This window comes from Celerinatantimonas marina (assembly GCF_046054165.1).
GTDB lineage: Bacteria > Pseudomonadota > Gammaproteobacteria > Enterobacterales > Celerinatantimonadaceae > Celerinatantimonas.
The window spans coordinates 88,683-113,904 of sequence record NZ_JBFNXK010000004.1; the positions used below are offsets into that span (position 1 = coordinate 88,683).

Sequence of the window (25,222 nt, forward strand, 5' to 3'; positions counted from 1 at the left end):
TGTGACTCTCTAAACTTGTATGATATAAAAGTACGAAACGTTGTTGATATTTATTGATTATTATTTGTATTAGCCAACGATGCACGGTTCTCAGGTTTAAAATTCATTGGGCTAAGCAGGTTCTAAGGTTAAGGAGTATGGATGCTCAAGTATTTCCGCCTGACCTCGTTCAGGATGCTTAAACATTATAATTTAATTCGCTACTTTCGAGCAGTGTTAGCCGCTGTTAGGCTCTTGTTGTTTGTCGATACCGCGGTCAAAAATTATCATTTAGTTCCATTTCTCAGCTCATTTTTATCCCGACACTTAAACCAAAAATTCAGCATTGAATACCTGCAAATTCACCACTTCATTCGAACAAATAACCGCATACCATCACCATTCTCTAACTTGGTTAGCCCCATCGTTACAACGACCCCGAACGATCTGGCTTCGGCCCTATCCCCCACATTAAGCAATGGATGTTCAGGGACCTACCCGCACGCCCCATCTCTCATAGCAGATGGAATAACTCCGACTCATCATGTTCCATGGGATGATCGATATGTCAGATTACCGAACACGAGTAACGGATCGGATCATGGATAACAACCAGTTCCGCCAGCACGTCGATTGTATTGCCGAGCAACTTTGCCAAGCAGTTGGTCAACGTTTTAATTTTCGCGTTTCCACCCCATCCAATGATGTCGTGCTCCAGAAACTTTCCTATTTATGTAACTTTTTACTGGAATCGGCTTCCCGTCAGGTCGAGGAATCTAAAGAACACCAGTCCACCTTAGAGAAACACATCAAAGAAAGAACCGCTCGGCTGGATCTGATTTTAAAAGGGGCCGCTGTGGCCATTATTGAAATCGATCTGCAACAAAACATGCTACAGATTTCGGGAGATCATCGAGTCATTGAAAGGGCGCAACTGAAAAATAACCAAACGTTTACCGTCAAAGAGTGGCTGCGACAGATCCATCCATCCGATCAGAAGAAAATCCGCCGAACTCTCTCTCAATACCTCAATGGCCGAATTCCACATATGAATATTGAATACCGGCAGAAAGCCCCTTCGGCGGGCTACTATTATATGCAATTTCACGGAGTCGGAAATACACCTCCAGGCATTCCTCCCACGCGAATTGCAGGAACCCTGATCGATCAAACGCATTTGCACTATATCGACGATACATCCGGGCTAGCCAACCTGCGTTATTTTCAGGATACTTTTGCCGATGAACAGCGGCGCGGGACGCCGATTGTTTGCTTTATGATTGCGGTAACTAATTTCTACGCGTTGCTTGAAACTTTTCCCAGAGAATTTTATCCCGAATTTCGTCGCCAATTACTCACCCGTTTACGTTTAAACCAGCATCCAGGAGAACAACTCATCGCCCTGGAAAACGGCCAATATCTACTTATGACCCAACGTGATGATTTTTCCATCCTCCATCAGCGTTGTCAGCAGATCACCGAAAGTTTAAACCAGAACATGGTGCTTAATAATCAACAACTTTGGCTCAAAAGTCATGTTGTCGGGATCGATACCACACAACAACATTTTGAAACCGCCGGGGAGATATTAAATGCGGCTCAAATCGTACTCCGGGAACTCGGGCGACATAATCAAGATTGTTATGCATTTTATAATGACCAGTATCGAAAAAATGCCAAATTACGCCAAACCATTGAACACTATATTCGAGACGCCATACTCAATGATGGCGTACATGTCTATCTGCAACCTGTCGTTAATCTCATGCAACGAAGGATCACGGGCTATGAAGCACTCACCCGCATTGAACACCCTCTCATGGGCGTGATCGCTCCAGATAAATTTATCCCGATTGCAGAAGACACCGGATTGATCGAGCCGCTCAGTCAGCTCATTTTCAATAAAGTCATCCAGCTCTTAAAAGATCCACGGTTACTCGCACTGCATCCGCCGAAGAAACCCCACGTTATTGGGATCAATATTTCAGCCATTCTGTTAAATCAACCTTATCTTCCAGAGCGGCTGATCCAACAACTGCACAAGGCCCATATTACCCCCGCACGCTTAAAGATCGAACTCACTGAATCCGGGGTGATGCACGACACCCAAAACGCCAGGATCTTATTACAGAAATTCCGAGATCATCACATGGATGTTGCATTAGATGACTTTGGAACCGGATACTCATCTTTGGCTTATCTGCGGAATCTTCCCTTTAGTACGATCAAATTAGATCGGCAAATTATTACCGGGATCACCCGCGATCAGAGTCAATCGGCCATTGTTGAGATGGTCATTCAACTGGCGAAAAAAATGGGGTTGAATGTTATTGTTGAAGGCATTGAAACCGTCCATGAGCTTAACTATATCTGTTCTATTGGCGGACAAATGGCTCAAGGATTTTTATTTTCCAAACCGGTACCGGTTGAAAAAATAGCCGATGTTCATCGGCATATTTTGAGTATCTGGCCCCAAATGATCTGGCCTCAAATGCAATAAACCAGAACAGGATCCACACCATATCAATCCGCTACATATGGCCGGATACAACCGGTCACGATCAACAAGAGGAGGATAAGGTTAACGGTAATTGAACCTATAGGTTCTAAAGAACGGCAATCACCGCTTTATTATCAATGATCTGAGTCACCTGAACCTGGGAGCCGTGCTTCAGCTGTGGATACTGCTGTAAAATTTCCGGATTGGCCACCGACCAATAGGTTCCCCGGCAGCGCACACTAATCAACGGATGCGATGACGCTTCGCGGATCACCAGTTCACCTAAGCCGCCCTCAAAAGTGTAGATATCCGGATTCTCTTCATTATCCGGCTGAATACAATAACGGCGTCCCAAATAAAGGGTCATCCCGCCGACCAATGCCGCAATCAGGATTTGGATCCCCCAGTTTATCGAGGGAATACAATAGGTAACTATTCCGGCGACCACGAATCCAAATCCGAACCACATCATCACAAATGCAGCCATCAAAAGTTCAGAGGTCACCAACAACACACCAATGACAATTAATATCCACCAGGCGACACTGGTCATGGCCACTCCTTTTATTTATTCACAGACGAATTGCCTTTGAGCAGATCACTCACCACCGATAAACTACCCACCAATTCAGAAACTTCATAGGGAACGATCACTTTATTACTGGAATCACTCGCGGCAATCCCTTTCCAAGCCTTAATCCGTTCCTGAGTCAGAATATATTCACCTGCGGCCTGATTCTCTTTCAACGCTTGGGCGATCAATTCTATCCCGGCGCGCTGGCCTTCAGCCATCAGCACCTGAGCTTTTTTATCGGCTTCAGCCATCCTTTCTTTGGCTTCAGCTTCAAGATAAGCACGCTGACGAGCTGCTTCAGCCTCGGCTATCACTCGGTTTTTATTCGCCGCGGCTTGAGTTTCAATCGCCCGCCGCTCACGAGAAGCTCGCAGTTGCAATTCCATTGCCGACTGCACATCCTGCGGCACTGAAATATCACTAATTTCCACTCGGGTCACCTTCGCCCCCCAACTGGCTGAAGCCGCATCCAACGCAATCTGCAACGCCTGATTCATCTCTTCCCGACTGGAGAGTGTTTCATCTAATTCCATCTTACCGATTTCGGCCCGTAAGGTCGTCTGAGCGAGCTGCGCCGTTGCATCTCGCAGATCCGTAATCTCATAGGTTGCTTTTTTAGCATCATTGACCCGCAAATACACCAAACCATCAATGGTAATACTCACATTATCTTTGGTAATCACACTTTGCGGACGCAAATTGATCAGCTGTTCCTGTGTTGTAAAACTTGAACGTACATGATCAACAAACGGCACAATAAAATGTAATCCACCATGTAATACCCGATGGAAGCGGCCTAACCGCTCGATGACATAAAGCTGGGCCTGTGGAACAATTCGAACGGCCCGTAAAATAGTAATAATGACTAAAATTGCAATGACTGCAGTAATAGCCGTCGATATATTAATGTTCATAGATAAAACTCTCCTGAGCCGATAAAGCGAAAATCTGCCTTATCGTAGGGAGTATTGACGCTAAATTCAATACGATTATTTCCACCCATCTAGAATCCCTAAATAGGCCTCTATTCATAGCCACTTTTATCTTAATAATAGCGACTGAATATAATTCAGTGTATCTAAATCTATCGTTTGTTATTCGTACCACAGATCACGATAACATCGCTATATTCTACTATTATTCATCGGTAGTCTTCAGCATTCCAGATCGGTCCCTTTGCACATGAAATCTAAATATCCGAAGCGATTATTTACAAAATGGATAGAAAATAACCTTATACTCATGAGTAATAACTAATATACTGTATTGGCAAGGCTATAAGGACGTTAACTCCATGATAGAAAACATGGACATCGGGCCCTGTGTCCTCTTATCAACTTAACCATGAAAACATCTAACCCAATGAATTATATAAATTTATAACTATCATATAGCTATGAAAGCGTTGTCTCTATTTCCAAGAGCAACTTGAATGACAGCCCTACACCATAAATATGAAAATTCCTAACACGCTGATAATTATATATAAATTAATAATGATTTCATGCATGTTCGATATATGATTTTAAGCATCTAAATTTGATCTAGGGATATATGAAATGATGATTCAAACACTTCATTGAAAATAATGAAACAATCATTCCTTTCATAGTTTTCATAAAAAATAAAATATGTAATAATCAGCGCATTCGGTTATCAAAAACCAATAACAAGATTAATGCATTATACATTTAAATGGATTTAATCTAAACGCCGATTAGACGAATACAACATCTTAGTAGCATGATTCTATTATCTGTTTCGCGTCTGATTATTAAATCGTTTATTCACTGTCTCAATGGAGCCATCATGGGATATTTTTTGAGCGTCATTAAAAACTATGTCACTTTTTCTGGCCGAGCACGCCGTAAAGAATATTGGATGTATTCTTTATTTTACGCCATTTTTTATATTCTCTTGATGATTCTAGATGCCATATTAGACATGGTCGGAGTATTAACACTGATCTATTCACTGGCTTTATTACTCCCTTCATTAGCGGTCGGGGTCCGGCGACTGCATGACATTGGACGCAGTGGCTGGTGGTGGCTCATCTGTCTCATTCCGATTGTCGGTTCCATTGTACTATTAGTATTTTTCTGTACCGATAGCGAGCAGGGTTCAAATCAATATGGAGAAAACCCTAAATCAGGCCTAATTAACATCAATTTTGCTTAATCTTTATTCTTAGAATATCTAACTCCCCTACTCATCAAAAAGCTAGGATCTTCATTCTAGCTTTTTGATATTCCCCGATCCCCTATTCCCATTAGCCGCTGCGCTCGATAGGCCAAACGGCCCCCAGTTTCATTACATCTATAAAATTGAGATAGAAACGTCCATCATTGGGGTTTTCCGTGAGAGATCCCCCAGTTTCCGGTAAGATGATCCGTGAGTCATTATGAGGATACGGAGATAAATTTTTGAGTCATTCGTCGAAATCCAAACGCTCCCCAACCATTCGGGACGTCGCGGCTAAAGCCAATGCGGGGCGAACCAGTATTTCACGCTATTTCAATGGCGAAGCCCATCTGCTTTCCGATAAGCTCAAGGCTAGAATTGAAGCAGCGATCCAAGAACTCAACTACCGCCCGAATCAAATGGCTCGAAGCTTAAAACACGGCAGCTCACAACTTATCGGTCTGATTATTGCCGATATTAGTAATCCGTTTTCGGTCGAAGTCCTCAAAGGCGTTGAATCAGAATCAATGAAACATGGATTTATGACCGTTGTCTGTAATGCTAATAACAGTATCAAACTGGAATGTGAATTTATTCACCTACTCAAAGGTTATCGGGTCGATGGTTTAATTATCAACTCAGCCGGAGTTAATGATGACTTTCTACAAGCCTTGAAGGCCACAACCTTACCCTTTGTATTACTGGATCGAAAAATTCCTAACATTCCCTGTGACATGGTGGGCTTAGATAATATTCAGTCCGCCCAGATGGCCTTTAAACACCTAGTCGATCAGGGCTTTGAAGCCTTATGTTTTATTACAGAACCGATCCAATATAATAGTGCTCGTCAGGAGCGACTTAACTCTTTTCAATCCGAGCTCCAGTTATCGCCCCACATCAAAGGTGAAATTCACGAAATAGAACTCCCCAATGATTCACTTCTGATCTCAACCATCGCCACGTTCTGCAGCAATCATCGAGGCATGCGCAAGGCCATTATTGCCGCTAACGGCGTGCTCAGCTTGAAAATAGCTTACGCACTCAAACATCTCGGTCTGGCTTGGGGGGCGGATATCGGTTTTCTCAGTTTTGATAATTTAGAATGGGCCGAACTGGCCGGAAAAGGAATTACATCCATCTCACAGCCCACTGCCGATATGGGAAAGATGGCTGTAAGCATTCTGCTGGACAAACTCGCCGATCCGAAACATCAGGAGCAAGAACATCTGTTTCAAGGCGAGTTAGTCGTTCGGGGATCAACAACCTTATAGAATCACCATCGTCGATCCCCCGACGACGGTGACAAAAATGAAGTCATGGCGACCAAATGCACTTAACGTCTGCATCCGCACAATGCAACGCCCACCTAAATTTCGGGGAATAACACGGATGCACCACTTTCCGCCGAAGAGACCTGCTCCCGGAATCCCAGGAATAATCCGCGCCCCCAATCAGCCTGAGATTCATCCTCTAAAAGGATGGCAGGGGTTCGTCCCGAGAGACACTCCTGAACCTTGAGCACCCCAGCACGGGCATCCAGCACCAGATGATCACCCGATTGCAGATAAGCTAACATTCCCCCCAGTTTGGCTTCCGGGCAAACATGTAGCGCCGCAGGTACTTTACCTGAAGCGCCTGACAACCGACCATCCGTAACCAATGCCACCTGAAATCCCCGTTGCTGAATACTACTCAGCAATGGGATCAGCTTATGCAGCTCCGGCATTCCATTCGCGGCGGGACCACTAAAGCGCACGACCACCACCACATCTTTAAACAGCGCCCCGGAAAAATAAGCCGCTTCAACGGCTTGCTGAGAATCAAATACCATGGCTGGGGCTTCAATACGCCAATGTTCCGGCGCAACCGCACTCACCTTCATCACAGCTCGGCCTAGATTTCCCGACAAAACTTTCAATCCCCCAAAATCTAGAAATGCATGTGCGCGAGGGGCAATCACCTCCGGGTTTGTGGAATCCGTAACGGGTTGCCAAGACAGCTGCTGGTCGGCCCAGTGCGGAAAGGTTAATTGCGCCTCAAATCCACCAACACATGAGCGAGTATCGGTATGCACTAACTCCCGTTCCGCCAATAACTTCAATAATAAAGGTGTGCCACCAGCCTGATGAAAAGCATTAATATCTTCAGGGCCATTGGGATAGATCCGACTCAGCAACGGCACAACATCGGACAATTGTGAAAAATCATCCCAAGTGACAATCAGTCCTGCCGCCCGCGCAATCGCAATCAAATGAATCGTGTGATTCGTACTACCTCCGGAAGCCAGCAGCGCGACGATCCCATTCACTATATTTTTTTCGCTGACCAACGCGTGCAACGGCAAATAATTCGTCGCGCCCATCACCTGCGAGACAATAAGTTCACTGGCATAATCCGTAAGCGCTCGCCGCAACGGTGAGAGTGGATGTACAAAGGCCGACCCCGGAAGCATCAGCCCCATCGCTTCAAAAACTAACTGATTAGAATTAGCCGTCCCATAAAAAGTGCAAGTTCCACAACTATGATAGGAACGACACTCCACCGCCTGCAGTGCTGTTTTATCGACTCGATGTTCTGCATATTGCTGACGAACTTTAACTTTTTCTCGATTGGAAATACCAGATGACATCGGCCCAGAAGGGATAAAAAGAGCCGGAAGATGCCCGAAAGCCAAAGCCCCGATCAACTGACCCGGGGCAATTTTGTCGCAGACGCCCAGCAGTAACATGCCATCAAATGCATTGTGACTCATGGCCACCGCAGTGGCCTGAGCAATAACATCCCGAGAAAATAACGATAGTTCCATCCCAGGCTGTCCCTGAGTGATCCCATCACACATGGCCGGAACGCCTCCGGCGACTTGCCCACTCTGTCCAAGTTGAGCTAACCGCTGCTTGATTTGATCCGGATAATCTCGATACGGTTCATGAGCACTTAGCATGTCATTATAGGCCGTAATAATCGCCATATTTAGGCCACCGGGTTCCAATAACACCGCCTGTTGCCGCGTAGATCCCGCAGCGGCAACATGAGCTAAATTACCACATGACAACCGGGTTCGAGGTTTCCCAGCAGCATGTTGTCGCGCCATACATGCCAAATAAGCATCCCGCGTTCTTTCACTACGCTGCTTAATCCGCTGCGTCACTGCTTTAACAACTGGATGCATCTATGCCTCCCGAACCTGATCACGAGCCTGTGGATTCACACAATTTTTCTGAACGTCACCTTGCAGTGCCGCAATCAGATTATCAACGGCCATTTCAACCATCGCTCGACGCGTTTCGTGAGTTGCGGAACCAATATGAGGTAACGCCACTACATTGGGGAAAGTCAGCAGTTCAGAATCGGCCGAGAGAGGTTCCCGTTCAAACACATCTAAGCCGGCCCCCCGGATTACACCTTGTTTTAAAGCTTGAATAAGTGCCGCTTCATCCACAATTTTTCCCCGAGAACCATTGATCAAAAAAGCCCCCGGTTTCATTTTCTGAAGCTTATTCCAATCCATGAATTTTTCAGTTTCCGGCAAGAGCGGTAATACAATGCAAACAAAATCAGAACGCTGCAGCAATGTATCAATGTCACAACGGAGCGCTTGATAACGTTGCTCTGCTTCCACATTTGCCACATCATTATAATAGAGGACTTCCATCCCGAATCCGGCATAGGCTCTACGAGCCAAAGCGGAACCTATCCTCCCCATTCCCAAAATACCAATGGTCTTACCATTTACATTCACTCCGTAACTTTCTTCACCGATACTCTGAGTCCAGTGCCCAGATCGAACCAGATCAGACATTTCAATCACCCGTCGGGCCGAATTCAGGATCAGGGTAAAAATAGTATCGGCTGTCGTTTCAGTCAGCACGCCAGGAGTGTGCATCAGATAAATACCCCGTCGGGTCATCTCTGGGACATCAAACTGATCGACTCCGACCGAAATCGTTGAAGCTACTTTTAAACGAGTTGCCTGCTTCAAGTACTCGACGGGAATGGGGCTACTCGCCCCCAGCAAACCATCGGCAGTCGCTAATGCCTTTAAAAAGTCGGCTCGATTATGCTCATGAATTCCGTCAAAAAAGGTCACTTGAAACTGCGCTTGCAGTTTTTCTAACTGATCTTGCGGTATTTTCTTATAGACAACAATCGCTGGTTTCATCACTTAAACTCCTGTCTGAGCTCTCTGAGCCAGCGGTTGATCGTGCACGCCCTGCTCAGATGGTTTAACAATTAAGGTGAAAATCACAGAAACGAATAAAGCCGCTCCCATGAACATATACGAAGCCCCCGGCCCTCCTGTTGCACCATTCAGATAACCGACCACCCAGGAGCCAATAAATGATCCCAAAGCACCCATGCTATTGATCAATGCCATCGCCCCACCGGAAACATTTTTCGGGAGCATTTCTGGAATAATGGCGAAGAAAGGTCCGTAAGGCGCATACATGGTCGCCCCAGCAATCACAAGCAGTGCATAAGAGAACCAGAAGTGAGTTCCTCCCAAAAGGTACGAACTGAGGAAACAGATAGCGCCAATCAACAGCATCGGCCAAACAAACAATTTACGGTTCTGTAATCGATCCGAAGCCCAAGAGCTCACCAACATCAGGAGAGTAGCGGCCAAATAAGGCACAGCCGATAACCAACCGGTTTCAACCATTCCCATGTGAGATGCATTTTTAATGATCGATGGGAGCCACAGCACAAACCCGTACACGCCGATACTCCAGCAAAAATACTGAATACACAGTAAGATCACGTTTTTAGATTTAAACGCTTCCCGATAATTTTTAACCGGTTTGATCTCTTTTTGTTCATCAGCCAAAACTTTTGCGATCACGGCTTTTTCATCACGATTTAACCAGCGGACATCATTCGCTTTATCTCGAGCGGTTTTCCACCAGATAAAGGCCCAAATCACCCCCGGAACCCCTTCAAAAATAAACATTTCTCGCCAACCGAACGATTGGATCAGGTAACCGGAAACGACCGACATCCACAACACTGTCACGGGATTTCCCAGAATCAGGAACGTATTGGCCCGAGAACGTTCTTTTTTAGTAAACCAATTACTGATGTATATGAGCATGGCCGGCATCACAGCCGCTTCAACCACCCCCAAACAGAATCGAATCACAATCAACATCGGTAAATTACTGACTAACCCCGTCAGCGTGGCACAAATCCCCCAGAGTAAAACGCAGATAAAAATCAATTTCCGCACACTGCGTTTTTCGGCATAAATGGCCCCGGGAATTTGAAAGAAAAAATACCCCAGGAAAAACAGAGAACCGAGCAAAGACGACATTCCGGGAGTAATTTGAAGATCGTGATTAATGCCTGCGGCTGAGGCAAAACTGTAATTGGCACGATCTAAATAAGCTAAGCTATAGGTGATAAAAACGAGTGGCATAATATGCCACCAGCGTGATACCGCAGGTATATTGACTTTCATAATGACCTCGTCATTGTATTTAGGTTGGGTACTGCGTTCATATTGTTATAAGTTATAGAGTCAGGGCCGACGCCATCTCCTGATTCAATTCTTCGCGCGTGGGTAATCCTTCGCTATCGCCGATAAAACGAATCGCCCGGGCTCCGATATAATTTCCCCGTTCAGCCGCTTCTCGAACGCTTAATCCTTCAAGCAGCGCACTGATAACGCCCACAGCAAAACCATCCCCTGCGCCTACCGTATCCACAACGTGGTCCACAACACACGCACTGACCACGCCCTGATCGCCCTGAATCGTTTGGTAATAAGCACCTTTGGCCCCGGTTTTGACGATGACAATCTGGACACCTTGGGTTAAATAAAAATTCGCGATTTGCTCAGGAGATTGGTATCCGGTCAATCGTTCCCCTTCGCTAATGCCGGGGAGGACAATGTCAGATAAGCAAGCGAGTTGATTGAGTTTTTCCACCATAACCGCTTCAGATGGCCACAAAGACGGTCTGAGATTCGGGTCAAATGAAATCGACTTACCCGCTTGACGCATCCAACGCGCAGCATATTCACAGAGGGCAAAAGATGACTCAGAAAGCGCAGCGGCAACACCGGTCAAGTGCAGGTGTCGAGCCCGAGTAAAATAGGCTTGATTAAAATCTGCAATGGATAAGCGACTGGCGGCCGATCCTTTACGAAAATACTCCACAATGGGATCGGTCCCATTTTGAGTTTTAGATTTAAGCTGAAATCCAGTGGGATAATGGCGATCGATAACCACGGCCTCATGATTAATCTGTGCTTTAGCTAAAGTTTGCTGAATAAACTGGCCTAAAGAATCATCGCCCAAACGACTCATCCAGCCACTTTGAAGACCCAACCGAGCCAGCCCAACGGCCACATTCAGCTCCGCCCCCGCAGCTTTTTTCACAAACTGCTCAACGGTCGCTAATTCTCCGGGAGTACATGCAATGAACATGGCCATCGCTTCACCGAAAGTCACGACATCAAGCCCATCATTTTCAAGTGATAAATCATTCATATTCATTGGATTACGCCTCTTTTAATAACTGTACATAGTGCCGGGTAACCCCGACCAAATCAGTCCCGGTCAGGGGAAACTCAATACCTAACGGCGCACTCGTCGGCAGCTGCTCCAATAGCATTTTCCAATCTGGTCCAGCATCATCCAGCGCAATGGCCATCACTAGGCCATCTGTTACACGACTAGCTTTCACATGAATATAATCAACAAAACACCCCAGTTGAGTGGCGGCCTTTGGTGCATCTTCATCCAACCAGTGCCAATTCGCCATATCGAAGGTCATCTTCAAAGGCACACCGAACTGGGTCACTCGGGTGAAAAACTGGACTAACGGAGCCAATATGCCCCCCTCAACGGTTTGATCATTTTCGACCAATAACTGCAGCGGAATCCCCTGCAACAAAGAGCCCAAAGCCACTAGATCACTGTCATTACGATATCCACCCAATGGCAATTTTAAAAAGACCGCCCCCAGCATGACCGCTTCATCCAGCCGTTGTCGAAGAGCCGTTTCATTCAGCCTTCCCCGCTCATCAAATAAAGGTGATGGCGAAGAATACACACTGATTAACTTCGCATTACGGATTAAAACCGCTAACGTTTTAAGTTCCGATGCATCCACTAGCAGTTCTTGGCGAATTTCAATGCCATCGGCTCCGCTTTCCTGCACTATTTTTACCAGCTCGGCCTGTCCACCAAGGCGCTGAATAAACTGCGCACCATAGGCAGAAGCCACTACAATCACTGTTCTCATAGGTTGTATTCCCGTTTACTACAACTGCAAATAACCTGCGTTGTATTCATGAATGCGCACATTATGGGAACGGTCCCAAACAAGATCCAGAGCACAACTTCAGTCATGCGATCCAGATCACGGCATCGATTTATAAACTCGACATAAATTTGACCCCTCTCGCAAAATAGCCTTTTAAAAAAAGGGGGAATTATCGAAGTGACTTTGACCGTGCTTGAATAACATTTCAGAAATGAAGAGAGAGAACGCCGTCCAGATCCAGACACACGTTGATGGAGCCGAAGTTTCTTCTTAACAAAAGGAACACACGGCTATAAGACTGCTGTTTTATTAAACGAAACCCCGCCTATTTTGCTGTAATTCCTGTATCATCAGCTCCTCATTCTAAAAATCACCGGCAAAAATGTTTCCCAAAACGATTTTCCGGATCTATAAGCCTGAAAAAGGCATCACGATTTAATTTAACCAAGCATCACATTGTGAGCAGAGAAGAGATTTAAAAGCATCATGTTGGCACAAGAACAATCGGTTAGTTTCTCGCTTCGGGATTACAAAATCATTGCCCTCTCGATTCTGGGAGGCGCATTGGAAGTTTATGACTTTATTATTTTCGTGTTTTTATCGGTCACTATTGCCGATGTTTTTTTCCCGGCATCGATTCCGGAATGGTTGCGACTTTTAGAAAGTATGGCGATCTTTTCAGTCGGTTATCTGGCGCGCCCATTGGGTGGGATCGTCATCGCACACTTTTCCGATAAGATTGGCCGCAAACATATGTTTAACTTCACCGTATTGTTTATGGCGATGCCCTGCCTGCTGATCGGTTTTTTACCCGGCTATGCGCAAATCGGCTTATGGGCTCCCCTATTATTATTATTGGCTCGGCTGATCCAAGGGGCTGCTTTAGGCGGGGAAGTCCCCAATGCCTGGGTCTTTGTGGCTGAACATGCGCCTCGCCAGCATCGCGGCTATGCATTAGGTCTATTGCAAGCCGGTTTAACGCTAGGCTATATGCTGGCCGCCTTAACAACGACCTTGATTACCAGCCGTTATACTCAGGATGAAATCACGTTGTGGGCTTGGCGGATCCCGTTCATCGTCGGTGGGATTTTTGGTTTTATCTCGGTTTGGTTGCGGCGCTGGCTCAATGAAACCCCCATTTTTTTGCGACTAAAACAAAATAAACAACTTGCAACCCGACTCCCGTTATCTGAAATTTTACGCCACCACCGCAGCGCTGCGATCCCAACAGCCTTGCTAACCGCCATGATCGCCTCAGCTGTGATTATGGCAATCGTCGTCACACCGATTGCGCTCCAAAAATTTTATGGTATGAATGCTAGCGATACTTTTGAGATCAGCTGTATTGCTATTTTATGTCTGAATATCGGTTGTGTGATTGCCGGGAAAATATCCGATTATCTGGGCGCATGGCGTACGATTGCGTTATACAGTGTGCTGCTGGCGATAGGGACGACTATTTTAACTCTGGCACTCGATGCCTCGCCCCGAGTATTAATCATCAGTTATATTATAGCTGGATTATTAAGTGGGATTATTAGTGCAGTTCCCGCCGTGGTTGTTCAGCTATTCCCTGCGCGAGTCAAAGTAACAGGCATCTCACTCATTTATAATATCTCTTATTCCATCTGTTCCAGCGTAATGCCATTGGCCCTGTTAGCCCTGTTGCATTACCACCGCTGGGGAATGGCCTTGTTTTCTTGGGGAGTCATGCTCGTCGGTCTGCTAACAGTTTATATGTTCCGGAAAACACCGCTTTATACGGATTAACATCATTAAGGCAGCCCGGTGCCATCCGCCTGGCTGCCGCAAAATTCACAAAAATCTCATCAAAAACAAACTATCTCCAGCTACCCTTATCTCTATTCCGATAAACCCGTACAGCTACTCCATTTTAGGGAAATTTTGATTACACTAGGGTCTGTTGTTCCCTTTTCCTACAGACAGGGAACCGCAGTCTCTTAAACTCAACAAAGGTTCATATGTGGCGTAGACACACCCCGTCACGCATGATGTTCCAGGCAATAAAAGGTGAACAAAATAAATATGCCCACTGCAACTTATCTCAAGCATGGCACAAGGTTCGTGCCGTTGTTACTTCTCGCAGGATTTGCTCACACTAGTTTTGCATTTGATCTGACCGACGTAACCCAACAAGCTCAGAAGCTTGCCAGTCACGCTTATCAACCCGAAGCCAGCAATCTGTCCCCCACCTTTGCGCAAATGCAATTTGCCGATTATCAAAAGATCCAGTTTCGTGATGACCGTGCTTACTGGGGCCAGACAGATTCCCCTTTTAAACTCGAGTTTTATCATCAGGGGATGCAGTTTAATACCCCGGTTCGAATTAATGAAATCACCCCTGATGGCAACGTTCAACCGATCCGGTATCAGGCCGATTATTTTAATTTCAATGGGACTCGTCATGATGCGTCTGCCGTTAAAGATTTAGGCTTTGCCGGTTTTAAAATTTTGTATCCGGTCAATACGCCGGAGCATCTGGATGAAGCGGCTAGTTTTCTGGGAGCCAGTTATTTTCGAATCATTGGTCCCGGGCAGATCTATGGCTTATCCGCTCGCGGGCTGGCCATCAATACCGGCGAGTCAACCCCGGAAGAATTTCCGAAATTTAAGGCTTATTGGATTGAACGCCCTGCCAAAGACAGCGATCACATCACCTTTTATGCACTCATGGATTCCCCCAGTGCAACCGGAGCCTATCGCTTTACCCTCTATCCCGATCAAAATAAAGATGCACAAATCAAGGTCGAAAGCCGCATTTATATGCGCCACTCGGTCAAACGATTGGGAATTGCGCCATTAACCAGTATGTTTCTGTTTGGTCCAAACCAGCCTTCAATAACGCCTAATTTCCGCCCGGCCTTGCATGATTCCAATGGTCTGGCGATGCACACCGGCAAAGGAGAATGGATTTGGCGCCCTTTGGAAAACCCAAGATATTCCAATATCAGTTCATTTGGAATGACGAATCCCCGAGGATTTGGGCTGTTGCAACGAGGTCGGGATTTTCATGCGTATGAAGATCTCAAAGATCGTTATGATCTACGTCCCAGCGCTTGGATAGAACCTCAAGGTCATTGGGGCAAAGGCCGGGTGGCTCTTTTTGAAATGGCCAGCCCGGATGAAACCAACGACAATATGGTCGCGTTCTGGATGCCTGATCAGCAACCCGCACCCAGTCAGGTGATGAAGTATGACTACATCATTCATTTCAGTACCCACGAAGAACGGCTACGTTCAGACAAACTGGGGTATGTCATGCAAACGATGCGCACACCGGGCCATGTCTATCAGAAAAATCTGATCCGTCGCCCGGATGGCAGTACTTCATTCTTGATCGATTTTGCCGGAGATGCGCTTAAAAAATTGGCGAAAAATGACGCTGTAAAAGCTCAAGTCAGTGTTGGGTCAAATGCGCAGTTGATGAGTCAAAATATCCAATACAACCCAGTGACCGGGGGACGGCGTTTAGATCTGCGAATTAAAGTCAAAGATCCCCACCAACCGGTAGAAATGCGAGCCAATCTGGCGAAAGATGGCCAACCGATTACCGAAACCTGGAGTTATTTACTCACGGCGACTGAGTAATAGATTCTAAAAAAATGCCACCTTATTCGGTGGCATTTTTAGGTCTATTAGCGTTTCAGATAATGAGCAATCGGCTTCAATTCCGGTTGTTCCGCAATTAATTGCGCCACAATCGCCGCTACCGCTTCGGCACCACGATGCTGAAAATGGGTGGTATCCGGTTTATCCAGCCGTCCGGTCCGATCTTTATAATAAGGATACTGCTGGGGATCAACCGCCAACCAATATTCTTTCCAATGATCTTCACCCAGTTGATTCGCCAGTTGAATTGTAGCCTGTTCCAATTCCAGCACCGGAACCTGATTAATCCGCCCAGTATCTCGCACCGTCTGAGAATAATCGCCAACATAAGCATAGTTATGCCCTGAATCCTGTTGGGTTAAATGCGTATGGACGACTGGAAATCCAGTTTTACCTTCCGCATTTTTAATCCGAGTCGTCGGTGTTAATAATACCGGCGTCATATGATGCGCTTTCGCATAACGAATAAACCAGCTCAGCGAATACTGAAATGACATTTGAGGTCGATGCATCGGAAATTGCGGATGCCCCTCAGCATCGTTAGGATACGTACAGGTATTACGGACATCGTACTGCCCCCGACCATCAGGATCATCCTTACATTTTTCGTCATTATGCCCCATCTGGATCAGCAGGTAATCCCCCGGACGCATCATCGCACGCATAAAGCGGAACCAGCCCTGATTATAAAAGGATCGTGAGCTTCGCCCTGACTCAGCCGCATCCACAACCTTAATTTCCGGTACATTCTGAAATTGCTCGGCAAACACCTGTCCCCATCCGGTGCGGGGATAAGCCTCTCCCGGATAAATAGATGCAGTTGAATCACCTAAAATAAAGATCCGAGTTTTAGCACGCTGCACAGCCTGTAGCTGCATCCGAAACTGGTTTATATCAAAAGGTTGGACAGCTCCATCGACCGTCGTGGCCGGTAACGGATGATACAGGGTATCCGTGAGGGTCGTTGATGAAACCTGACCATTACTGGTCTGATAGTTACGATTGACCAATAACACCGAAACCAATTGCTTAAACAAAGGTTGCCATTTCGCAGTATAAGTCACTGGATTAAAATTTGCGGGCAATCCCAATTGAGTAAAAGCCTGGCCGAAGCCTTCAGAAATCACCTGTTGACTCTTCACCATCGCATTAGCTGAAAGTTTTGAGACAGCATCAGGTTGATCAATCACTTGCTGCGGGCCAATGTACCCAGAAGCGGTTGCCACATACGAAAGCATCTTATCGGTCAATGGATTAATATTGAGCCGAATCCGGTTTCCCATATGATGCGGTTGCTGCTCCAAGGTCCAGAAACTTCCCATACAAATACCCCGTAGCGTATCGCTACGAGAGCAATTGGCATCTAGTTCGTACGCAGAAGCTACCAGAGGAAACTGGAGATCAGAGATCTGCAATTTATAATAGCCCTGCGGATTTGTCAGGGTCAGATACTGATGACCAGCAGCATCGGTTACTTGAACATGGGCAGGGAATTTCATCAAGTGCGCCGACACCCGACCAGAAACCCATATAGAGCCATTCACATGGCCGTGATGCCCCAACAGCGTTTGCATCGATGCACCGGGAGCCGCTTGAGTATATTGTGAAGAAGTTGAATCATTCATCACTTGTGCCGATGTATTCGCAGCCACCAACAACCATCCCGACAAGAATAATGACCACGACACAGAATGTGTATAAAGATGCTTTAAATTCATATTCGATCCTACTCTGGAACTCCACCACGCCATTGCTGACGCGGTAGGTCGATTGGAAACAAACAGAATAAAAAAGGCCGGGAATAAATCCCGACCCACTCATGGATTAATAAAATAAGAGACGTTCTAACTGTTTGATCTGTTTCTGCGCTTCCACTTCAGTTTTCACAGGTTGACTGATGATTTTCTGAATTTTCTGCAGTTTAGCCTGACTAAATTGAGTCTTATTTTTACCTCCGACATAAAACTCATTGGAACGCCCCACGTCTCCGTGGACAGAATCATCAAGATGTTTGCCTTTATCCAAATGTAACGACTGGTTACTGATCAGATGCGCTGGGCGTAACAGGCCACTATATGGATTTTTACGGATAATGTAGTTAAAGCGCTGATTATCCATCGAAATATTATCCATAATAGTCAGAGGACCCGGGTTAAAGTTGTCGGTAATACCATCCATATGGTTATTAAAAGACAGACTATGAATCAGGACATGAGCCACGGGTAACCCTTCGCCGCCTAGTTTAAAGCCATTGCCACGATGCCCGCCTTTCATATTTTTCATATGGAAAGTTTGACCATTATTAAAGGCTATCGAGTTAATGATTTTAACGGCACCATTCGGACCATCTTCGACTTTATTAAACAGATCGTAACCGTCATCGACATTATGATGCGAGATACAGTTGACCAAGGTATTCCCATCACCAACCCGCATTTTCACAGCAAAACCATCGGCGTTAATCTGCGATTTATCCATGTTGTTATAACTTTCACTATTGGTAATGAGGTTATAACTTGCCCACAGTGCCCGGCCAATACCGCTTGGGGATACTACTTGGATCCCGGTATCCGGTGCTTCATGGACGGTCGCCCGATCAATCCAGTTATGGCTGCCATTGATAATCAGCCGTTCACCATCCACTTCAAAATTAAAGAGTTGCCAATAATTCGCTTCTACCAACACCTGCCCGGTAAAACGAACATGTTCACCATCACCTAACAGACGTTTAGGTTGATCGGGGGTTCCGGATAAACTGCGAGGCAAAACGATACCGCTATAATCACCGTTAGTTAGATGGATTTCACCACCGGGAGCCAGCGATGTAATCGCCGTAGCTAAATCAAGAGGAGAATCCAACGTGCCTTTATTACTGGCTTTGCCCTGAGGTGACACGTAAATATTATAAGGATTTTCAGTCTGCTGATAACTCACTTCCCAATGTTTGTTTACCGCACTCAGAGCACTATCGGCTGGCGTAAAGCTCAGATCAAACGCGCTTTTATCCGCGACAGTCACCGGGATATCCAATTGTTCACCAGCCCGCAAATGCACCGGTTGCCCCACGGGTTTACCATCTTGTTGTAACTGGTAAGCGCCATCATAATTCGCCACCGCCTGGGCATGATAATCATGCACAGAAGTCATCTCAGGAGAAGCAACTTCGACTCGAGTTTCCAATGCTGGGGGTTCATACGCAGGAGTATCTGGAGTATGTGCCACTGAGGTGGTCAAACTGACATGAGAGACACTCACTTTCGCGTTGCGAGCCGCAAAGAATCCTACATACTGATGAGCTTTATCCTGAATACTCACCAAGTTCGCTGGTGCATCAATTTTATAACTCTGGACCGGTTGTCCCGGCTCCTGAAATGACACACTGAAACCATCATCGCTACGGCTTAGCGTCATGTGATATTGGTGCTTCGCATCATGTGCGACGCCTTTTACATAATCGACCCGTTTTAACAAGTTATGAGGGCTCCCCCACGGCGCATGGATCCCGCGGCGATAGGAGGCATTAATATTGGATAGTCCATCATTCTTACGACTGTGAGAACGCATCAGGTTCATCACCATATTGGATGCAGATGGAAATTCTTCATGCCCTAATGGCTGTGGATCAAGCCGTGGAGTCCCGATGATATCCCGAACAATCAAGCCAGCGCCTTCCTGACGATTGGGTGTTGAACCGGTTTCTGGTCCCAGTTCTTCCAGTGTCAAATCAGCTGATAAAATGAAGTTTTCAGAAGTCGGTAATACCGTGTAATAAAAAGTCCCCCCTTCATGGGAGTTCGCTAATTTTCCGCCCCGACTCTCAATCGTAAAATGATCCAATAAAGGACCTGAACCTTTGACGATCTGCCCATTATGCGTAACCTGATTGGTCCCAATCTTATTCGGTAAAATGGTCGATCCAAAGTTTAAATCGGTTGACTGGCCAAAAGTAATGGCATGCCAAGTTTGTGAGGAAGGAGCAGCCTGAACACTGGGGAGATTCAATAAAACAAAGGCACACGCTCCTAATGTAACATTCAACTTGTTATACATAGGACTATCCAGAATAGTAAAAGAGAAAGAACAACAGTGAAACGGCTTAATTCACTGTTTGATCATCACTACCGCAATTAGAAGTTATATTTAACCCCTAAACGCAGACGTAACTGATGCTCATCGTTATATTTTTTGCTGCTATTTGATTTACCAGTGACCATGCCAACTTCCCAGAATGGGATCCAGCCACTTTCAAATTTATCGTATTCACCGGTCAAGTTAATCAAATGATCGGTTGATTTTCCTTTCCAGTGAGAGTCGACATGATCTTGATATTTTTTGAACTCAAAATCATAACCTAATTTACCCCAGCTAAAACTGTAATTACCGGTCCAGTTGAACTGATGGTATGGCTCATCACCCCGATCATTACTAGAGTAAACTTTTAACCCATAACGATACCGTAATGCACTACTAAAGTTTTTGGTAAATTTGTAAGTTCCTTTGACCTGTTCTTTATAGGTCACGGCACTACTACTGGAATCCATAATAAACCCCGGTTGAACCGTGAATTTTTTACTGTATTTCCAGTCATAGCTGACACCCGCTTCATGACCATTCGAACGCGTATCATCAAGTGAACTATTGTCGTTATGTGCATATTTTGCTTCAACGTAGATCCCCACACCATTGTGAAAACGGTGATCGATCCGGAACCGATCTTTACTGGCATGAGAGTCCTTATTGTATTCATGCCGTAAATTCAAACTAGTTGCCGAGACTGTACCTGCATACAAAACTGAAGCCGTGGCCAACGCGCATAGAGAAAGTACCATAGGATAACGAGACATAATTTTAAAACTCCATTTCTTTTTTATTTCGACATGTTTTATTCTTAATATAATTATGTTTCAATTGAACAAATCAGGTATTGTGATGATTGACGCTAAATTATTTATCAACTTCATAATTTATGTGATGACGTTCACTGTTCAAAAATCACTCTAGCCCAGAGCGGTATAAAACACAGTAAGATGCATCCAATAAGTGACTTTAATTTCATTAGAAATGAATGAAATACATCAGCTAAGCCATTCCTTAAAATAATTAATTATTTTTAATGAATTTGTATTTCATTTTTTGAGGAATAAATGTGAACAACACATTAATACCCAATATTTTAGAGTTTTTAACTCATATTGATCCCTTCGATAGACTACCGACTAATTTATTAGAATTGATCGCCGGTGAAGTTCAAATCCAATATCTCCAGCGAGGGGAAACTTTAGAATTCAGAAGTGATGATAGTGAGCATTTCCTATATATCATTCGTACCGGCGTGATCGAACAGCGATTAGAAAATGGTGATTTAAGGGCACGATTAGGCATAGAGGATCAATTTGGGTTTACATTTTTCCAACATCAGGATGCGAGTGAACGTTACCGAGCTCAGGTATTGGAAGATGCATTACTGTATCTGGTCCCGCGCAGCAGTCTGCAAAAAATTCTGGCTAACTATCCCCAATATCAGGCTTACTTTGATGCCCATGCCATTGTCCGCCTGAATTCGGCGACCCGAGTGCGCTGGTCCCCGGAAAAAGCGCTGTTTATCCGCAAAGTTCGGGAGCTGGCCAGTGAGCACGTGGCCATTGTCAAACAAACCGATTCTATTCGTGATGTGGCTTATCAAATGAGCGTCACCACCCCCAGTCCACTGGCGATCATCATGGATCACCAGCAGCTGGTCGGCATTCTCACCGATCGAGATATTACCCGTCGTGTCGTAGCGGCACACGTTGATACCAGTCAGCCCGTGAGCCAAATTATGACCCGCAATCCGGTCACCGTTGATAACAATGACCTGGTGATGCACGCCGCAGCACTGATGATGCAGCACAACATTCGAAGCCTACCGGTCCTTGAAGACAACCTTCCCAAAGGTTTTATTACCACATCTCATCTGGTTCAGAATCACCGTGTACAGGCTCTGTTTCTCATCGAAAAAATCAAATACGCCCAAAGCATTGATGACTTAGCTAAATTATCTACCGAAAAACAGGCCGTATTCGAAGCGCTCGTCGAAGGGCATGTCGAAGCCAAGGCGATCGGCTATGTCATGGCCATGATCATGGATGCCTACACTCGGCGCCTCATTCGAATGGCTATCGCATTTCTGGGAGAACCTCCGTGTGAATTCAGCTGGATCGTAGCGGGCTCGCATGCTCGCTCAGAAGTCCATCTACTTTCGGATCAGGATAGTGCCATTATCATTCCTGGAGATACGATGACAGAGCCCCAGAAGGCTTATTTCAGCCATCTGGCGATGTATGTGAGCAATGGTCTGGCACAGTGTGGCTATCCACTTTGCAGTGGCCATTATATGGCGGTTAATCCGGCCTGGTGCCAACCACTGGAAACCTGGAAACATTACTATCGCAAATGGGTCGGACAGCCCGAGTACGAAAAACTACTCCATGCCACCGTATTTTTAGAAGTCCGGACCCTCTATGGCGATCCATCACTATCCGAACAGTTACAATCCTATCTCTACGACTTAATTCAGCATAATCACCAATTTTTGAGTTCTCTGACTGAATCGGCGATTTTGTTTAGTCCCCCCCTTGGGATCTTCAAAAACTTTGTACTGGAAAAAAGTGGTGAAAACAGTAATGAGCTGAATGTGAAAAAATTCGCACTCAACCTGATTGTTGATTTAGCCCGGATCTACGGGTTATCGGTCGGTAGTGAAAAAACCGGGACCGAAGATCGATTCGAAGCTGCTTATCAAGCCGGAGCCATTAAAAAAGATGCCTATCAGAACATCATTGGAGCCTACCAATTTTTACTGCAGGTCCGTCTGGATCACCAGCTCAAAGCCCTTAGAGCAGGGGAAAAACCCAATAATCACATTGCTCCGGAGCACTTTAGTAGCTTCGAAAGAAAACATCTGAAAGAAGCCTTCAAAATTATTTCAGACACACAAAGTTTTGCAAAATTACATTTTGGGAGACATTAATGGGATATCTCAATCAGCTGTTTGAGCCCAAATCTCATAACGATAAACAACCCGCAGCCCTCATCAAACGTTCCCCTCAACTGCTCTCTGAACCAGGACTTCGAGAGTGGCTCAAAGCTTCTCTTAGCATCGATGAGCAAAAAATCCTCACTATGCAAAACTATCTGGCTGTCGATATCGAAACCAGCGGTTTGGACCCCAATACTGATGCGCTGCTCAGTATTGGTTTTGTGCCGATTGATCGAGGACGGATCAATCTGGCTCAAGCCCAGCATTACTACATTCGAGATGCCTCACATATCAATGCCAATAGCGCTGTCATCAACCATATTGTGCCGCAAATGCTGCTGGAAGGATTACCCGCGAAAGAAGTCCTGCAAATCTTTTTTAAAAACTTGGCCGGGCGGATCCCCATCGCTCACGGCAGTTGGATTGAACATCGGTTTATTGAACATCAGGCCCAACAAACTCTAGGATTACCCTATCTGCCGCTACAGTGGCTTGATACTTTAAAAATTGAAAAATCACGAATGGCCAACGGCTGCGTTCCGCCCAATCTGGATGTTCAACTCAACAGTGTCCGTCATCGTTATAACCTTCCGGATTATCAGGCCCATAATGCCCTCTATGATGCCATCGCCACGGCAGAGCTGTTTTTAGTCCTCACTCGAGCCATCTATGGCAATAACCAACCTTCCTTGCAAAATTTTTATAAATATCAGCAAAAAGCCCGGATGAATCTATAAAAAAAGACCAGGGCTCACAGCCTCTGGTCTAAAACGCCCACTATAGAAATCGCTCTTGATAAGGCTTACCCCCTGTTGAGGGTTACTAAAACCGCCTTAACATCAATCACGCCCTGTTAGCTCCACTTAAGAAGTTGTTACAGGACGCCTTTATACATAAACCTGTTATTTTTTGAGCTGCTCAGGGACCTGAGCCCGATACAGCGCCGGAACGCCTTCCGCATCACTGGTATATAACACCCAGTTATCATCCGGACTAAATGACGGATGAGGATGAGTAATTTGCCGATCACCATCCAAAACAGCCCACGAAGTATTATGTTTCACTAGTTTATGGGCTTGCTGGGTATGGGTGTTCAGAACATACAAAAATGGATCATTGATAATCTCATAATGTCCCTGATCATTGACATCCACCGGAGCATCGCAGCCATCGCCCACCATAAGTGAACCGTCATAGTTACTCATCAAATGTGAACACGCCGGCATATTCATGATCGCTTCATCTTGAAGGGTTTGAGGATCGGCTTTCGAGATTAACCGTTCGGACTTCCCTTTAAAATAAGATACATATGCCAGTGCGGAACCATCCGGGATCCAGAATTCATGGGTACACGATTCACCTTCATCCTGTTTTTTAACCCGCCGCATATGGCTACCGTCTCGGTTGATCAACCACATCCGCTCCACGACGTCGTGAGGGCCTTCATGACAGAAAGCAATGGTATTACTATCAAATGGCCGATAGATAGGATGACCCAACCAACGATCTTCTTGCAGAATGACGTCCTGTTCACCGGTTTGAATATCAATATTGATTAACCGACAAGTTGGATTGGTATAATAGTATTCCCGGAAGATGTTCCAATCCGAGAGTTCTCGCCAGCATGATTTGGCAATTTCAATCCCGACCAACTGGGTACATTCACTATTCGCCACCCAGGTTCCGTATCCGACCCAGTCATCCGGAACCGTATAAATGGTCCGTTCTGTTAACGAAGCTAAGTCGACTTGCCGCAGATCCCGACCATTTTTCACATAAAACAGTGATTTTTCATCCTGACTTAAAAAGCCACCGAACGTATTATCGCCAGAACCTTCGGTCAACTGTCGGGCCTGCTGCTGTTCTAGATCGAGCAAATAATAGTTCCGATTACCATCGAAATCACCGGCAAATAACAGGTAACGGCCATCGTTAGTAAAACATTTCTGATAAAAATAATTTCGGTGGCAAATGACATCTGCCGGCGTCAGACGCTGATAGACGATCCCGGTATCATCATCTGTAAAATCTGTGAAAGAAAGGGTAACTACTGAACCTTTAGCCATAATATACA

18 protein-coding genes are annotated in these 25,222 nt (G+C 45.6%); 7 read left to right on the forward strand and 11 right to left on the reverse strand.

The features are described 5' to 3' along the window. Positions 1–544: 544 nt before the first annotated feature. Positions 545–2,479 carry an EAL domain-containing protein gene (locus ABUE20_RS05720; RefSeq protein ID WP_408618893.1) on the forward strand — a complete coding sequence of 645 codons (1,935 nt, stop codon included), beginning with the start codon at positions 545–547 and terminating at the stop codon, positions 2,477–2,479. A gap of 106 nt (positions 2,480–2,585) precedes the next feature. Here ABUE20_RS05720 and ABUE20_RS05725 read toward each other — a convergent pair whose 3' ends face one another. Together ABUE20_RS05725 and ABUE20_RS05730 are read right to left on the reverse strand one after the other, a co-directional pair. Continuing rightward, positions 2,586–3,032: an NfeD family protein gene (locus tag ABUE20_RS05725; protein WP_408618895.1), complete on the reverse strand. Its 447-nt coding sequence runs from the start codon at positions 3,030–3,032 to the stop codon at positions 2,586–2,588. A gap of 11 nt (positions 3,033–3,043) precedes the next feature. Beyond that, on the reverse strand, positions 3,044–3,967 hold the full coding sequence (locus ABUE20_RS05730; protein WP_408618897.1) for an SPFH domain-containing protein: 924 nt from the start codon (positions 3,965–3,967) through the stop codon (positions 3,044–3,046). 895 nt (positions 3,968–4,862) lie between these two features. Between ABUE20_RS05730 and ABUE20_RS05735 the strand changes: the two genes are divergently transcribed. Next, positions 4,863–5,231 carry a DUF805 domain-containing protein gene (locus ABUE20_RS05735; protein WP_408618898.1) on the forward strand — a complete coding sequence of 123 codons (369 nt, stop codon included), beginning with the start codon at positions 4,863–4,865 and terminating at the stop codon, positions 5,229–5,231. 245 nt (positions 5,232–5,476) lie between these two features. Beyond that, on the forward strand, positions 5,477–6,505 hold the full coding sequence (locus ABUE20_RS05740) for a LacI family DNA-binding transcriptional regulator (protein WP_408618899.1): 1,029 nt from the start codon (positions 5,477–5,479) through the stop codon (positions 6,503–6,505). Between the two features lie 95 nt (positions 6,506–6,600). Here ABUE20_RS05740 and edd read toward each other — a convergent pair whose 3' ends face one another. Genes edd through ABUE20_RS05765 form a run of 5 tightly spaced genes read right to left on the reverse strand, consistent with a single transcriptional unit; the run spans position 6,601 to position 12,479 of the window. Further along, positions 6,601–8,403 carry a phosphogluconate dehydratase gene (gene edd / locus ABUE20_RS05745; protein WP_408618900.1) on the reverse strand — a complete coding sequence of 601 codons (1,803 nt, stop codon included), beginning with the start codon at positions 8,401–8,403 and terminating at the stop codon, positions 6,601–6,603. Next, positions 8,404–9,393 carry an NAD(P)-dependent oxidoreductase gene (locus ABUE20_RS05750; RefSeq protein WP_408618901.1) on the reverse strand — a complete coding sequence of 330 codons (990 nt, stop codon included), beginning with the start codon at positions 9,391–9,393 and terminating at the stop codon, positions 8,404–8,406. It lies immediately after the preceding gene. A 3-nt stretch (positions 9,394–9,396) separates the two neighbouring features. Next, positions 9,397–10,689, reverse strand: a complete 1,293-nt coding sequence (locus tag ABUE20_RS05755; RefSeq protein WP_408618902.1) for an MFS transporter — start codon at positions 10,687–10,689, stop codon at positions 9,397–9,399. A gap of 52 nt (positions 10,690–10,741) precedes the next feature. Next, positions 10,742–11,728: a sugar kinase gene (locus ABUE20_RS05760; protein WP_408618903.1), complete on the reverse strand. Its 987-nt coding sequence runs from the start codon at positions 11,726–11,728 to the stop codon at positions 10,742–10,744. 4 nt (positions 11,729–11,732) lie between these two features. After that, a complete protein-coding gene (locus ABUE20_RS05765) occupies positions 11,733–12,479 on the reverse strand; it encodes a sugar phosphate isomerase/epimerase family protein (protein ID WP_408618905.1) in 747 nt (248 codons plus the stop codon). 507 nt (positions 12,480–12,986) lie between these two features. Between ABUE20_RS05765 and ABUE20_RS05770 the strand changes: the two genes are divergently transcribed. Then, positions 12,987–14,270: an MFS transporter gene (locus tag ABUE20_RS05770; RefSeq protein WP_408618906.1), complete on the forward strand. Its 1,284-nt coding sequence runs from the start codon at positions 12,987–12,989 to the stop codon at positions 14,268–14,270. A 276-nt stretch (positions 14,271–14,546) separates the two neighbouring features. After that, a complete protein-coding gene (locus tag ABUE20_RS05775) occupies positions 14,547–16,109 on the forward strand; it encodes a glucan biosynthesis protein G (RefSeq protein WP_408618907.1) in 1,563 nt (520 codons plus the stop codon). A gap of 47 nt (positions 16,110–16,156) precedes the next feature. Here the strand turns inward: ABUE20_RS05775 and ABUE20_RS05780 are convergent, their stop codons facing one another. The 3 genes from ABUE20_RS05780 to ABUE20_RS05790 form a co-directional block, all read right to left on the reverse strand. After that, the gene (locus ABUE20_RS05780; RefSeq protein ID WP_408618908.1) at positions 16,157–17,848 is read right to left on the reverse strand and encodes a GDSL-type esterase/lipase family protein; all 1,692 of its coding nucleotides are present in this window, start codon (positions 17,846–17,848) and stop codon (positions 16,157–16,159) included. A 106-nt stretch (positions 17,849–17,954) separates the two neighbouring features. Beyond that, positions 17,955–20,180: a right-handed parallel beta-helix repeat-containing protein gene (locus ABUE20_RS05785; RefSeq protein WP_408618909.1), complete on the reverse strand. Its 2,226-nt coding sequence runs from the start codon at positions 20,178–20,180 to the stop codon at positions 17,955–17,957. 77 nt (positions 20,181–20,257) lie between these two features. Beyond that, positions 20,258–20,974: an oligogalacturonate-specific porin KdgM family protein gene (locus ABUE20_RS05790; protein WP_408618910.1), complete on the reverse strand. Its 717-nt coding sequence runs from the start codon at positions 20,972–20,974 to the stop codon at positions 20,258–20,260. Positions 20,975–21,276: 302 nt separating this feature from the next. On the opposite strand from ABUE20_RS05790, the gene ABUE20_RS05795 reads away from it, so the two are divergent. Together ABUE20_RS05795 and ABUE20_RS05800 are read left to right on the forward strand one after the other, a co-directional pair. Further along, positions 21,277–23,139, forward strand: a complete 1,863-nt coding sequence (locus ABUE20_RS05795; RefSeq protein ID WP_408618911.1) for a putative nucleotidyltransferase substrate binding domain-containing protein — start codon at positions 21,277–21,279, stop codon at positions 23,137–23,139. Continuing rightward, positions 23,139–23,885, forward strand: coding sequence for a 3'-5' exonuclease (locus tag ABUE20_RS05800; RefSeq protein ID WP_408618912.1), 747 nt, complete (start codon positions 23,139–23,141; stop codon positions 23,883–23,885). Before ABUE20_RS05795 ends, ABUE20_RS05800 begins: the two co-directional genes overlap by 1 nt. 165 nt (positions 23,886–24,050) lie before the next feature. Here ABUE20_RS05800 and ABUE20_RS05805 read toward each other — a convergent pair whose 3' ends face one another. After that, positions 24,051–25,214 carry an oligogalacturonate lyase family protein gene (locus tag ABUE20_RS05805; RefSeq protein WP_408618913.1) on the reverse strand — a complete coding sequence of 388 codons (1,164 nt, stop codon included), beginning with the start codon at positions 25,212–25,214 and terminating at the stop codon, positions 24,051–24,053. Positions 25,215–25,222 lie beyond the last annotated feature (8 nt).

Coding starts and splice junctions, on each gene's coding strand:
- ABUE20_RS05775 (WP_408618907.1), top strand. CDS start 14,547: ATGCCCACTGCAACTTATCTCAAGCATGGCACAAGGTTCGTGCCGTTG.
- ABUE20_RS05755 (WP_408618902.1), bottom strand. CDS start 10,689: ATGAAAGTCAATATACCTGCGGTATCACGCTGGTGGCATATTATGCCA.
- ABUE20_RS05780 (WP_408618908.1), bottom strand. CDS start 17,848: ATGAATTTAAAGCATCTTTATACACATTCTGTGTCGTGGTCATTATTC.
- ABUE20_RS05720 (WP_408618893.1), top strand. CDS start 545: ATGTCAGATTACCGAACACGAGTAACGGATCGGATCATGGATAACAAC.
- ABUE20_RS05735 (WP_408618898.1), top strand. CDS start 4,863: ATGGGATATTTTTTGAGCGTCATTAAAAACTATGTCACTTTTTCTGGC.
- ABUE20_RS05785 (WP_408618909.1), bottom strand. CDS start 20,180: ATGTATAACAAGTTGAATGTTACATTAGGAGCGTGTGCCTTTGTTTTA.
- ABUE20_RS05730 (WP_408618897.1), bottom strand. CDS start 3,967: ATGAACATTAATATATCGACGGCTATTACTGCAGTCATTGCAATTTTA.
- ABUE20_RS05790 (WP_408618910.1), bottom strand. CDS start 20,974: ATGTCTCGTTATCCTATGGTACTTTCTCTATGCGCGTTGGCCACGGCT.
- ABUE20_RS05800 (WP_408618912.1), top strand. CDS start 23,139: ATGGGATATCTCAATCAGCTGTTTGAGCCCAAATCTCATAACGATAAA.
- ABUE20_RS05765 (WP_408618905.1), bottom strand. CDS start 12,479: ATGAGAACAGTGATTGTAGTGGCTTCTGCCTATGGTGCGCAGTTTATT.
- ABUE20_RS05725 (WP_408618895.1), bottom strand. CDS start 3,032: ATGACCAGTGTCGCCTGGTGGATATTAATTGTCATTGGTGTGTTGTTG.
- ABUE20_RS05750 (WP_408618901.1), bottom strand. CDS start 9,393: ATGAAACCAGCGATTGTTGTCTATAAGAAAATACCGCAAGATCAGTTA.
- ABUE20_RS05760 (WP_408618903.1), bottom strand. CDS start 11,728: ATGAATATGAATGATTTATCACTTGAAAATGATGGGCTTGATGTCGTG.
- ABUE20_RS05805 (WP_408618913.1), bottom strand. CDS start 25,214: ATGGCTAAAGGTTCAGTAGTTACCCTTTCTTTCACAGATTTTACAGAT.
- edd (WP_408618900.1), bottom strand. CDS start 8,403: ATGCATCCAGTTGTTAAAGCAGTGACGCAGCGGATTAAGCAGCGTAGT.
- ABUE20_RS05770 (WP_408618906.1), top strand. CDS start 12,987: ATGTTGGCACAAGAACAATCGGTTAGTTTCTCGCTTCGGGATTACAAA.